The sequence below is a fragment of the Curtobacterium luteum genome (assembly GCF_001475545.1).
Lineage (GTDB): Bacteria > Actinomycetota > Actinomycetes > Actinomycetales > Microbacteriaceae > Curtobacterium > Curtobacterium luteum_A.
Window position 1 is genome coordinate 1 of the sequence record NZ_LDQC01000032.1, and the last position, 11,445, is coordinate 11,445.

An 11,445-nucleotide genomic window follows, 5' to 3' on the forward strand; every position below is an offset into this window, starting at 1 on the left:
CCCCACCACCGATCAGCCCCCAGACCACGGCCCCTGACGAGAAGGCCCCTCCGACCACGACCAGCCCGACGAGCAGCGGCACGATCCCCACGGCGGCGGCGACCGCGGTGACGAGGACGGGCCGGACCCGCCTCGAGGCCATCCCGCCGAGGAAGTCGGCGAACCCGTAGACGAGGGCGCCGGAGAGGCCGAGAACGACGGTGAGCACGGCTCCCATCCTGCCCGTCCTTGTACCCTGCACCGCGTGAGTGTTCCCTACCAGCGCCTGACCCGCATCGATGCCCGGTGGCGGTGGTGGCGACCGCTCGTGGCGCTGGCGTTCCTCGCGGGGTGGTACCTCGTGTCGCAGGTGCTCATCGTCATCGCGTACACGATCCCGATCGGTGCGACGAGCGGCGCCGAGGGGCTCATCGACTTCGAGCAGAAGCTCGCGAGCGGTGCGCTCGACCCGACCGATCCACTGACGCTGTCGGTGTCGCTCGTGTCCCTCGTGGTGCTCCTGCCCGGGATCGTCCTGGCCGTGCGGATCGCGAGGCTCGGCCGCGGTGTGCTGTCGTCCGTGCGCTTCCGGGTCCGCTGGGGGTGGACGGCCTGGTGCCTGCTCCCGACCCTCGTCATCGCGGTCATCATGTTCGTGCTGCAGGCGCTCGTCCCGTTCGGCGACGGCATGATCACGGGCGACGGCTGGAACCACGCCGCCATCGGTCAGTCCACCGTCACACTGTCGACGCTCGTGCTCACGATCGCGCTCGTGGTCGTGCTGGTGCCGTTCCAGGGCGCAGCGGAGGAGTACGTCTTCCGCGGCTTCCTCATGCAGACGATCGCCTCCTGGATCCCGCGGCGGGCCGGCACCGTCATCGCCGTCGTGGTCTCGACCGTGGTCTTCGCGTCGCTGCACATCCCGAACGGCTACAACGTCTGGGGCATCCTCGACGTGGGCTCGTTCGGCCTCATCGCGGCGATCATCGTGCTCCGGACGGGCGGGCTCGAGGCCACGGTCCTCCAGCACGCGTTCAACAACATCATGATCTTCGTGCTGCAGGCGCCGGGGTGGTCGCGCATCGACCTGCAGTCGCAGGACGCGAATGGGACCCCCGGGGGATGGCTCGTCAGCCTCGGCACGTCCCTGGCGTACTGGGGCATGGTCGAGCTGCTCGCGAGGTGGCGTCACCTCGACCGGCGGAACGCCGGTCACGAGGCACCGCGCTTCCGGGGTCCGGTCCCCGCGTGGGCGGGTGGCCCTCGGTGGGCCCGGCCGGGAGGCGCGGGCTGGGACGGCGCACCGTCCAACGCCGCGGGAGTGGCCGGGTCCGGACCGACGGACGACGCAGGTGCTGTGGACAGCGCGGGTGCCGCGGACAGCGCGGGTGCCGCGGACAGCGCGGGTGCTGTGGACAGCGCGGGTCCTGTGGACACGACCGCGGGTGTCGTCGGCCGCTCGTAGGCTGGGGGCATGAGCACGACGGCCACGACCTCCCCGTCGCGGTCCGCGGCGCTCGACGTCCTGCACCGGGTGTGGGGTTACGACGACTTCCGCGGGCAGCAGGCCGCGATCATCGACCAGGTCGTCGCCGGCGGTGACGCCCTCGTGCTCATGCCGACCGGTGGCGGCAAGTCGTTGTGCTACCAGGTGCCGGCCCTCGTGCGCGACGGCGTCGGGGTCGTGGTGTCCCCGCTCATCGCCCTCATGCAGGACCAGGTCGACGCCCTCGCCGCCAATGGTGTGCGCGCGGCGTTCCTCAATTCGACGCAGGGGCCCGATGAGCGCGCCCGGGTCGAGCGGGCGGTGGTGTCGGGCGAGGTGGACATGCTCTACCTCGCGCCCGAGCGGCTCCGGCTCGAGAGCACGCGTGCCCTGCTCGACCGCGCACGCATCGCCCTGTTCGCCATCGACGAGGCACACTGCGTCGCCCAGTGGGGCCACGACTTCCGGCCGGACTACCTCGAGCTGAGCGTGCTGCACGAGCGGTGGCCCGCCGTGCCCCGGATCGCGCTGACCGCCACGGCGACGCCGCAGACCCACCGCGAGATCTCGGCACGGCTCGGCCTCGACGACGCCGCACACTTCGTCGCCGACTTCGACCGGCCGAACATCCAGTACCGCATCGAGCCGAAGACCGGCGCGCTGCAGCAGCTCCTCACCTTCATCCGGACCGAGCACAGCGGCGATGCCGGCATCGTCTACTGCCTGTCCCGCAACTCCGTCGAGCGCACCGCGGCCGCCCTCGCCGAGCAGGGCATCCCGGCGCTGCCGTACCACGCGGGGCTCGACGCCCGGGTGCGGGAGCGCAACCAGTCGACGTTCCTGCGTGAGGACGGCGTCGTCATGGTCGCCACGATCGCGTTCGGCATGGGCATCGACAAGCCGGACGTCCGGTTCGTCGCCCACCTCGACCTCCCGAAGTCGGTCGAGGGCTACTACCAGGAGACCGGCCGCGCCGGCCGCGACGGCCTGCCATCCACCGCGTGGCTCGCGTACGGGCTGAACGACGTCGTGCAGCAGCGGCGGATGATCGACCAGTCCGAGGGCGACGCCGCGCACCGACGGCAGCTGAGCGCGCACCTCGACGCGATGCTCGCCCTCTGCGAGACGATCGAGTGCCGACGCGTACGCCTGCTCGCGTACTTCGGGCAGGAGAGCACGGCGTGCGGCAACTGCGACACCTGCATCGCCCCGCCGGAGTCGTGGGACGGCACCGTCCCCGCGCAGAAGCTCCTGTCCACCGTGGTCCGTCTGGAGCGCGAGCGTGGCCAGCGGTACGGCGTCGCGCACCTCGTGGACATCCTCGTCGGCAAGCACTCCCCGCGCGTGCAGGAGCTCCGACACGACTCCCTCGCGACGTTCGGCATCGGCAACGACCTGTCCGAGGGGGAGTGGCGCGCCGTCGCCCGGCAGCTGCTCGCGCAGGGGTACATGGCCGTCTCCGGAGATGGCTACGGCACGATCGTCCTGAGCCCCACCAGCGCGGACGTCCTGGCCGGGCGGGTCGTCGTGCGGATGCGCCGCGATCCGGTGAAGGCCCCGCGGGCGGGCCGTTCGCGCCGCACCGTCGTGACGGACATGCCGCAGGAGGCGCTGGGTCTGTTCGAGTCCCTGCGCGCGTGGCGGGCCGAGCAGGCACGCGAGCAAGGGGTCCCGGCGTACGTGGTCTTCAACGACGCGACACTCCGGGGGATCGCGGCCGTGAAGCCCGCGGACGTCGACGCGCTCGGCGAGATCTCCGGGGTCGGATCGGCGAAGCTCGAGCGGTACGGCCGAGCCGTGCTCGACGTCGTCGCCGCGGCCGTCGACTGACCGATCCCCGCACCTCCGGGCGGTACGTACCGCGCGCGGCATGTGTCCGCGATCGTCCTCACTACACTCGGAAACTCCCCGTCACGAGGAGGCCCGGGTGTCCGGTACGACCAAGTTCGCCACCGTTCTCAGCCGCGCGGTGGTCACGCCGCTCGCGCGACTGCTGTGGCGTCCGCGGATCGTCGGACGGCGGAACGTCCCCCGGCACGGTGCCGTGATCCTGGCGAGCAACCACCGGTCCTTCATCGACTCACCAGCGATCACGCTCATGGCGCCGCGGAAGGTGTCGTTCCTCGCGAAGCAGGAGTACTTCACCGGGACCGGCGTGAAGGGCGCGGTCTCGCGGGCGTTCTTCGGTGGCATCGGTGCGATCGGGGTCGAGCGCGGAGCCGGGTCGGCGGCGCAGCACGCCCTCGATCTCGGTCTCGAGCGGCTCGAGGCGGGGGAGGCCTTCGCGATCTACCCGGAGGGCACGCGGTCGCTCGACGGACGCCTCTACAAGGGTCGGACGGGTGTGGCCTGGCTGGCGTTGACCAGCGGAGCACCCGTGGTCCCGGTCGCGCTGACCGGCACCGAGGACGTGCAGCCGGTGGGGTCGAGGGTCCCCCGGCTCGCGAAGGTGACGATCGAGTTCGGGAAGCCCCTCGACCTGTCGTCCTTCGGCGAGGCGTCGTCCGGTCGCGCCCGGCGTCACGCGACGGACGCGGTGATGGCCGCGATCCAGGAGCTCAGCGGGCAGCAGCCGGCGAACGCGTACAACAACCCGCCCGCCACGATCGTCGAACGCGTCAAGCAGGTGCTCCGGCGCGACGACCCGACCGCAGCAGTCGAACCCGAGTGAGTATTGCGCATATGAAATACTGATGCTTCAATGGAGGAGTGCCGTCGGCACCCGGGCGGACCGAACCGCCCGTCCCGCACCGACCGGAAGGCAAGCAGCATGTCCTCCACGCCCCTCTTCGACTCCGTCGCCCGCTCACGCGAGCAGGCAGCCGCCCCGGCGCATGGCCACGCGCCGATCCCGACCTCGCCGATGTCCGCGCCCCTCGGGGCTCGTTCCTCGTCCGCCGTCCCCTCTGCGCTGATCGCCGCGATCGACGGCATCCCGCAGCGCGTCGCGGCGAGCATGCGCAACGAGCACCGTGTGACGCCGGAGCAGCTCGGCCTCGTCGAGGCCGTCGCGGACGCGATCACCCGGGCGGTCGTCGACGCCGTCGTGGCCGAGGTCGACCGCATCGCCCGCGACGGCGTCGTCAGCGCCTGAGGTCGGTCGTGACCACCACGACCGAGCAGTCCCCGTTCCCCACCCGGCGTCAGTTGCGCGCGGTCGAACGCGAGCGGGGCGCCCAGACCACCGGGGTGGCGGTGTCCCCTCCTGCCGCCCCGGTGTCGACCGTCGAGGCTCCCGACGCGATCCGCGTGACCGAGCTCCCGACCCGACGGAGTGTCCGTGCCGCCGCGGACGCGTCCCGGCGGCACCCCTCCGTGCGCGACGTCACGGCGGCCGTCGCGGGCGCACTGACGGGGGCGGTCACGCTTCCCGTCCGTGCGCTCGGCGACGTCGCGCCGACCGCGCGTGCGATCCCGCTCACCGCGACGACCGTCGCCGCCTGCCTGGTCGTCTCGGTCGCGTCGCCGCAGTCGGCGATGGCGTCGACCCCGCTGACCACCACGTCCGCTGTCGCGCACGTCCTCGCGCTTCCCGGGCAGCAGTACATCGCACCGTCGGCCGTCTTCGCCGCGTCCGAGCGGGACGCCTTCGCCGTGGGGTCAGTGGCGCACGAGCCCGCATCCCGGGCCGCTCGTCCGGCGGCGAGGTCCTCCGCACCGGGCATCGTCCGTCCCGTCGTCGGGGTGGTCCCGTCGGCCGGCGGCTTCGGGGGTCGGCAGGTCGCCGGTTGCGGAGCCTGCTCGACGAACCACCGGGGGCTCGACTTCGCCGCTCCGCACGGGGCTCCGGTCGTGTCGGTCATGTCCGGACGTGTCGTCGGGGCGGCTGTCCTCGGCGGCTACGGCAACCAGGTCCTCGTCCAGCACGGTGACGGGACGCAGACCCGGTACGCCCACCTCTCGCGGATCGACGTCGTCGTCGGGCAGACCGTCGGTGCCGGGCAGCAGGTCGGCGCCGTGGGCAGCACGGGTGTCTCCACCGGCGCACACCTCCACTTCGAGGTCATCGTCGGTGGCGTCGCGACCGATCCCGCGCCGTGGCTCTCCGTCCGCGGCGTGCTCTGACCCCGGCGGCGTAGCGTCTGAGTGGTCGCGGCAGGGTGCCGCACAGGACGGAGTCGCTCGTGCGCGTGTCGGTGTTGGGAACGGGTGCGATGGGCGCCGGTGTCGCGGGGTCGCTCCTGCGTGCCGGCCACGAGGTGACGGTCTGGAACCGGACGCGCGAGCGCGCCGAACCCCTCGCGTCGCAGGGCGCGACCGTCGCGGGCGGTCCCGCCGAGGCCGTCGACGACGCCGAGGTCGTGCTCCTGACACTGTTCGACACCGACGCCGTGGTGGACGTGCTCGAGCAGGCCGCCGGAGATGCTCCGGGGGACGCCGTGTGGGTCCAGGCCTCGACGATCGGGACCGCCGGGACCGAGACGGTCGTCCAGCTCGCAGCGAAGTACGGCATCACGCTCGTCGAGGCGATGATGCTCGGCACGAAGGCGCCGGCGGAGCAGGGCAAGCTCACACTCCTCGCCGCTGGGCCCGTGGACGTGCTCGACGGCCTCGCCCCGGTCTTCGACGCGATCTCGGTCAAGACCGTGCGTGCGGGAGACCGGGTCGGTCAGGGCACGGCGCTCAAGCTCGCGGCGAACGCCTGGATCGCCTCGATCACCGCGGCCACGGGCCAGTCCCTCGCGATCGCGCGGTCGCTCGGGCTCGACCCGGCGCTGTTCCTCGAGGCGATCGACGGCAGCGCGAGCGATTCGCCCTACGCACACACGAAGGGGGAGTCGATGATCCGGGGCGAGTTCCCCGCGCAGTTCGCGCTCGACGGCCTGCGGAAGGACGTCGGGCTCATCACCGAGGCGGCGCGCGATGCCGGGGTCTCGACGGTGCTCCTCGACGCCCTGGGCCGGGTGTACGCCGATGCGAGCGCGGCCGGACACGGCGACGACGACATCGCTGCTGTCGGCACGGCGTTCTGACCCGGGCACTCCGCGACGCAGTGATCCGCGGCTCGGACCGCGCTGCGCATCAGTGCCGTCGGAGCCACCGCCGCACCGCGCCCGCCAGCCGCCCGACGGCCTCGTCGTTCATCGTGTTCGCGAGGTCGAAGGCTTCGCGCGACGGGTCCGACCCGGCGCGGATCCGACGGAGCGCGGCATCCGCCCGGGCGCGGGCGTCGAGCTCGGCCAGCGGCATGTCGTCCTCGGGGTGGCGCCCCTCGGTGCCGGGGTCCGCGCGTGTCATGCGGTGAGGCTACGCGACGGCGACGTCGTCCGACTGTGCGTCCGCCGGAGCGATGTGGTCGACGACGCGGGTCATGTCCTCGAGGAAGGACACGATGACCCGGAGCTCCGATCCGCTCAGCGAGGAGGCGACTTCAGCGCCGCTCTCGTCCAGCTGGTCGAGCACCCGGAACGCCTGGCGCATCGATTCACCGGACGCGGTCAGGAACACCCCTCGGCGGTCGTGCGGGTCGGGGTGCCGCTCGATGTGACCGCTGCGGACGAGTCGGTCGACGAGAGCGGAGGTCGACGCGGCGGTGATGCCGAGTTCCTCCGCGAGCTGCTTGGAGTTCATGCGCCGTCCGGACTGCTCGGCGTCGATCAGCACACGGAGCGCGAGGAGCGCGTTCTCCCCGACGCCCAGCGCTTCGCGGGCTCGACGCTGTGCGGCGTTCTCGGCCGTGCGGTAGCGGCGGAGGGCGTTCAGCACGTCGACCGCGTCGACCCTCGAGCGATCGTCGTACCAGTACCCCGCCGAGTTGGTGACTTCCTCGGTGGACATACCACAATGCTAGACGCTCTAGTTAGATTGTCTAGCGAGCGCGCGTCGATCGGCCACGCAACACCGGTGACCCCCGCCCGAAACACCCCGGCAACGACCGCTCAGTAGGTTCGCCGCATGCGGGTGCGGACGTGCTGAGCCATCTCGCCGGGAGCGTCTTCCGCCTCGGCGCCGCCGTCGAGCACACCGATGCCGTGGCCCGGCTCCTGGACGTCTACGTGGCCCGGCGACACCCGTCGGTCGCGCCACCGGTCCAGACGACCTCCGCCGCGCTCCGGGCGGTCGTCGGCGCCGTCGTCCGTCGCGACGCGGACCTCGCGGTCACCCTCGACGCCCTGGCGCTCGACCGCCACGAGCCGGCCTCCATCGCGAGTGCGATCGCGGTCGCCCGGGACAGCGCGCGCCGGGCTCGCGAGGTCGTGTCCACCGAGCTCTGGGACTGCCTGGACGTGACCCGTTCCCGGATGCCGCGCAAGGTCGGCGGGGACCGTGCGCACGACTTCCTCACCTGGGCGAAGGAACGCAGCGCCCTCGCCGTCGGGGTCGTCGACGGGGACGCCAGCCGCGACGAGGTGTGGGCGTTCTTCACTCTCGGTCGGTCGCTCACGCGGTGCCGGACGACCGCGGCGCTGCTCGGTTCCGCGCTGCTCGACCCCGACTCCGCCGAGTCGTGGTCGGACGCGCTCCGTGGGTGCGGCGCTCGAGAGGCGTTCCACCGCGGGACCCACCACGACGTCGAACCCGCCGAGGCCGCCGCGTTCCTGCTCCTCGACACGAACAGCCCCCGTGCGCTCGGGTTCCTCGCGCACCGGGCGGCCGAGGGACTCGCGGGCGTGGCTCCGGCGTGCGTGGCCGAGCAGGTCGCCGGGTTCCGCCGCGCGGTCGCGGCGCTCGAGGCGGTCGCGCCCGAGGATGCGCTGACCGCGTTGCCCGGTGTGACGACACACCTCGTGTCGGCCGCCGCGGCGGTCGACACGGCGCTGGAGGAGCGCGTGTTCCGGGCGGTCACCCCCGTCACCTGACCCGTGTCCCGAGGCGCACCGCGGGTCGGACGGGAGGCGCGTGGCGGCGCCGCACCGCGCCTCCCGTCCGACAGGTGGTCGAGACGGCGACGTGCCGGGCTGACCGGCGGCGTGCGTCAGACGCTGCTCGACCGGTCGGCGACCGCCTCGTCGCGCGAGAGGTCCTGCCGCAGCGCCGCCCGCGCCGCCCGCGGGCTCACGATCGGCACCGCGTGCGTCACGGCGAGGTGCAGTCGGGAGTCGGCGTCGTACCGGAGCCGGAGGCGCTCGAACCGGACGAGCCAGACCAGAGCGATCGCGAGGGCGACGAAGCCGGAGGCCGCACCGACCCCGATGGCCCACCGCGGTCCGGCGGCATCGGCGATCGCGCCGACGATGGGTGCGCCGATCGGGGTGCCGCCCGCGAAGATCGCCATGTAGAGCGCCATGACCCGACCGCGCATCGCCGGCGCGGTGGTGGTCTGCACGAGGGCGTTGGCGGTCGTCATGAAGGTCAGTGAGGCGAGCCCGACGAACATGAGGACGACCGCGAAGCTCCAGTACGTCGGGGCGAAGGCGGCCGCCGTGCAGGCGACCCCGAAGCCGGCCGATGCGATCACGAGCGTCCGCATCCGGGGGCGGTCCCGTCGTGCCGACAGCAGGGCACCGAGGACCGAACCGATCGCCATGACCGAGTTGAGCAGGCCGAACTCGCCGGCGCCGCGGTGGAACTCGATGCGGGCCATCGTCGAGGTGAAGATCGGGAAGTTCACGCCGAACGTCCCCACGACGAAGATCATGCACAGCACGACGATGATGTCCGGTCGTGTCCGCACGTACCGGAAGCCGGCGACGATCTGGCCCTTGCCGCGCTTCGCCCGTGGCCGGTCGGCGAGCTGGGCCGGGTCGACGAACCGCAGCGCGAGGAGCACGGCCAGGAACGACGCCGCGTTGATGACGAAGACCCACCCGGAGCCGATCGCCGCGATGAGCACACCGGCGACCGCGGGGCCGATGAGCCGTGCGGCGTTGAACGACGCGGAGTTGAGCGCCACGGCGTTCGACACGTGCTCGCCCTGCACGACGTCCGAGACGAAGGTCTGCCGGATCGGGGTGTCGAACGCGGCGACGACGCCGAGCGCGAGCGCGAAGCCGTACAGCGAGAGCAGGGTCGCGGTGTGGGTGAGCACCATCACGCCGAGCCCGAGGCCGAGCGTACCCATCAGCCCCTGCGTGAGCATGAGCATCTTCCGGCGGTCGAACCGGTCGGCCACGAGCCCCGTGACCGGCAGGAGGAGCAGCTGCGGCCCGAACTGGAGCGCCATCGTGACACCGACGGCGACCGCGTCGTTGTCGGAGAGCTGCGTGAGGACGATCCAGTCCTGCGCCGTGCGTTGCATCCAGGTGCCGACGTTCGACACCAGGGCACCGGCGAACCAGATGCGGTAGTTGCGTCCCGAGAGGGACCGGAACATGGCCGTCACTGCTGTGCGAGCCTCCTCATGATCTCGGTGGCGTCGGCGAGCGTCTGTCGCTCGGCCGGCGTGAGGGCGGTGAGCCGCGGGCTCAGCCAGCCGTCGCGTCGTCGTCGGGTCTCCTCGACGAAGGCCGCACCGGCCTCGGTCGTGCCGATGAGGACCTTGCGGCGGTCGTCGCCGTGCAGGCGCTTCGACACGAGTCCGCGCTCCATCAGGACCGCGACGGTCTTCGTCATCGACGGCGGGGTGACGCCGTCCTGCCGGCTGAGGTCGGCGAGGGTCATCGCTCCGTCGCGGTGGAGCCGGGCGAGGGCGGAGAACTGCGCATCCGTGACCGCCTGGTCGGCCTTCTGGTTGCGCAGGGTCCGCGAGAGCCGGTTCACCGCGATGCGGAGGTCGGTCGCGAGCGACGTTCGGGAGGCAACGGCGGGCATGGTCGTTAGCCTATCAAATTAGTTCAGCGAACGAACCGGTTGTGCGCGGGGCGGACTCGGAATGCTTGACGCAGGTGTACCGTTCGGACTGTGGGCAACAGGTGTTGCTCAAGTGAACGGAAGAAGGAGCACATGTCCGAGTTCGAGGGCAAGGTCGCCGTCGTCACCGGTGGCGGCAGCGGCATCGGCGAGGCGATCGCGAAGGAGCTCGCCTCAGCGGGCGCGAAGGTCGTCGTCACCGACATCAAGCGCGACGCCGCAGAGCGCGTCGTGGCTGAGATCGAGTCCGCCGGCGGGACCGCGAGCGCGTTCGAGGCGAACTCCGCGCTGGCCGCCGACAACGAGCGCATGGTGCAGTTCGCCGTCGACACGTACGGAGCGCTGCACCTCGCCGTGAACAACGCCGGCATCGGTGCCGCCCCGCAGCCGATCGGCGAGTACGACGTCGACGCCTGGGACCGCGTCCGTGCGGTCGACCTCGACGGTGTCTTCTACGGGCTCCGCTTCGAGATCCCCGCGATGCTCGCCGCCGGCGGCGGCGCGATCGTGAACATGTCGTCGGTGCTCGGCTCGGTCGGCATCGCCCAGAACGCCGCGTACGTGGCCTCGAAGCACGCGCTCGTCGGGCTCACCAAGGTCGCCGCGCTCGAGTACACGGCGCAGGGCGTCCGCACCAACGCGGTCGGCCCGGGCTTCATCGACACCCCGCTCGTGCGCTCGTCGCTCTCGGCCGAGGCGCTCACTGCGCTCGAGCAGGAGCACGCGGCCGGCCGGCTCGGCACCGACGCCGAGGTCGCCGCGCTCGTGCTCTTCCTGCTGAGCGACAGGGCGTCGTTCATCAGCGGCAGCTACCACCTGGTCGACGGCGGGTACAGCGCCCACTGACGTCGGCGTGCCCGGTACCTCCGGGCGTGCCTGGTGTTTCCGGGCATGCGTGGTCCCTCCGGGCGTGCCTGATGCGTCCGCGCGTGCCTGGTGCCTTCGGGTGTGCCTGGTGCCTCCGGGCGTACCTGGTGTTTCCGGGCGTACCTGGTCGTCACGTTCGTCCAGGTACGCCCGTTTTCGCATCCGATAGCGGCCGCTTTGGGAAGGAACGGGCGGACGGGAGGCCCGGATCACGTGACCGACGCCGGTCACGTGATCCGGGCCTCCCGTCCGCTCGCACCGCGGCGTGTCAGCGCGACACCGCGCTCGCACCGCGGCGCCACCGCGGCGCGTCAGCGCGACACCGCGCTCGCACCGCGGCGCGTCAGCGCGACACCGCGCTCGCACCGCGGCGCGTCAGCGCG

Annotated in this window: 12 protein-coding genes and 1 pseudogene; 8 read left to right on the plus strand and 5 right to left on the minus strand. The window is 72.2% G+C overall.

The features are described from left to right. A pseudogene (locus NS184_RS05975) lies at positions 1 to 208 on the minus strand (EamA/RhaT family transporter); the annotation flags it as partial. Positions 209 to 244: 36 nt separating this feature from the next. Between NS184_RS05975 and NS184_RS05980 the strand changes: the two are divergent. The 6 genes from NS184_RS05980 to NS184_RS06005 all read left to right on the plus strand — a co-directional run bounded on the left by NS184_RS05980 (position 245) and on the right by NS184_RS06005 (position 6,438). Continuing rightward, positions 245 to 1,444, plus strand: coding sequence for a CPBP family intramembrane glutamic endopeptidase (locus tag NS184_RS05980; protein ID WP_152998080.1), 1,200 nt, complete (start codon positions 245 to 247; stop codon positions 1,442 to 1,444). Between the two features lie 9 nt (positions 1,445 to 1,453). Then, the gene (recQ, locus tag NS184_RS05985) at positions 1,454 to 3,295 is read left to right on the plus strand and encodes a DNA helicase RecQ (protein WP_058725230.1); all 1,842 of its coding nucleotides are present in this window, start codon (positions 1,454 to 1,456) and stop codon (positions 3,293 to 3,295) included. A gap of 97 nt (positions 3,296 to 3,392) precedes the next feature. Beyond that, positions 3,393 to 4,136: a lysophospholipid acyltransferase family protein gene (locus NS184_RS05990; RefSeq protein WP_058725231.1), complete on the plus strand. Its 744-nt coding sequence runs from the start codon at positions 3,393 to 3,395 to the stop codon at positions 4,134 to 4,136. A gap of 99 nt (positions 4,137 to 4,235) precedes the next feature. Then, positions 4,236 to 4,559, plus strand: coding sequence for a hypothetical protein (locus NS184_RS05995; protein WP_152998081.1), 324 nt, complete (start codon positions 4,236 to 4,238; stop codon positions 4,557 to 4,559). Positions 4,560 to 4,567: 8 nt separating this feature from the next. Then, complete coding sequence (locus NS184_RS06000) at positions 4,568 to 5,530, plus strand: M23 family metallopeptidase (protein WP_058725233.1); 963 nt, start codon at positions 4,568 to 4,570, stop codon at positions 5,528 to 5,530. A gap of 65 nt (positions 5,531 to 5,595) precedes the next feature. Then, positions 5,596 to 6,438 (plus strand): NAD(P)-dependent oxidoreductase, encoded by an 843-nt coding sequence (locus NS184_RS06005; RefSeq protein ID WP_152998082.1) that lies wholly within the window; start codon positions 5,596 to 5,598, stop codon positions 6,436 to 6,438. Between the two features lie 49 nt (positions 6,439 to 6,487). On the opposite strand, the gene NS184_RS06010 is transcribed toward NS184_RS06005, so the two are convergent. Beyond that, positions 6,488 to 6,703, minus strand: a complete 216-nt coding sequence (locus NS184_RS06010) for a hypothetical protein (RefSeq protein ID WP_058725234.1) — start codon at positions 6,701 to 6,703, stop codon at positions 6,488 to 6,490. A gap of 9 nt (positions 6,704 to 6,712) precedes the next feature. Beyond that, positions 6,713 to 7,243 (minus strand): MarR family winged helix-turn-helix transcriptional regulator, encoded by a 531-nt coding sequence (locus NS184_RS06015; RefSeq protein ID WP_058725235.1) that lies wholly within the window; start codon positions 7,241 to 7,243, stop codon positions 6,713 to 6,715. 131 nt (positions 7,244 to 7,374) lie between these two features. Between NS184_RS06015 and NS184_RS06020 the strand changes: the two genes are divergently transcribed. Beyond that, positions 7,375 to 8,265 carry an alpha-E domain-containing protein gene (locus NS184_RS06020; protein ID WP_058725236.1) on the plus strand — a complete coding sequence of 297 codons (891 nt, stop codon included), beginning with the start codon at positions 7,375 to 7,377 and terminating at the stop codon, positions 8,263 to 8,265. Positions 8,266 to 8,381: 116 nt separating this feature from the next. Here NS184_RS06020 and NS184_RS06025 read toward each other — a convergent pair whose 3' ends face one another. Together NS184_RS06025 and NS184_RS06030 are read right to left on the minus strand one after the other, a co-directional pair. After that, complete coding sequence (locus NS184_RS06025) at positions 8,382 to 9,719, minus strand: MFS transporter (RefSeq protein ID WP_058725240.1); 1,338 nt, start codon at positions 9,717 to 9,719, stop codon at positions 8,382 to 8,384. Between the two features lie 5 nt (positions 9,720 to 9,724). Continuing rightward, entirely contained in the window at positions 9,725 to 10,156 is a 432-nt protein-coding gene (locus tag NS184_RS06030) for a MarR family winged helix-turn-helix transcriptional regulator (RefSeq protein ID WP_058725237.1), read from the minus strand. Between the two features lie 132 nt (positions 10,157 to 10,288). On the opposite strand from NS184_RS06030, the gene NS184_RS06035 reads away from it, so the two are divergent. Beyond that, entirely contained in the window at positions 10,289 to 11,041 is a 753-nt protein-coding gene (locus tag NS184_RS06035; protein WP_058725238.1) for an SDR family NAD(P)-dependent oxidoreductase, read from the plus strand. The last annotated feature ends 404 nt before the right edge of the window (positions 11,042 to 11,445 follow it).

Bases quoted from the DNA above. Each gene is read 5' to 3' on its own strand.
- recQ (WP_058725230.1), top strand. From the start codon at position 1,454: ATGAGCACGACGGCCACGACCTCCCCGTCGCGGTCCGCGGCGCTCGAC.
- NS184_RS05995 (WP_152998081.1), top strand. From the start codon at position 4,236: ATGTCCTCCACGCCCCTCTTCGACTCCGTCGCCCGCTCACGCGAGCAG.
- NS184_RS06010 (WP_058725234.1), bottom strand. From the start codon at position 6,703: ATGACACGCGCGGACCCCGGCACCGAGGGGCGCCACCCCGAGGACGAC.
- NS184_RS06015 (WP_058725235.1), bottom strand. From the start codon at position 7,243: ATGTCCACCGAGGAAGTCACCAACTCGGCGGGGTACTGGTACGACGAT.
- NS184_RS06025 (WP_058725240.1), bottom strand. From the start codon at position 9,719: ATGTTCCGGTCCCTCTCGGGACGCAACTACCGCATCTGGTTCGCCGGT.
- NS184_RS06030 (WP_058725237.1), bottom strand. From the start codon at position 10,156: ATGCCCGCCGTTGCCTCCCGAACGTCGCTCGCGACCGACCTCCGCATC.
- NS184_RS06035 (WP_058725238.1), top strand. From the start codon at position 10,289: ATGTCCGAGTTCGAGGGCAAGGTCGCCGTCGTCACCGGTGGCGGCAGC.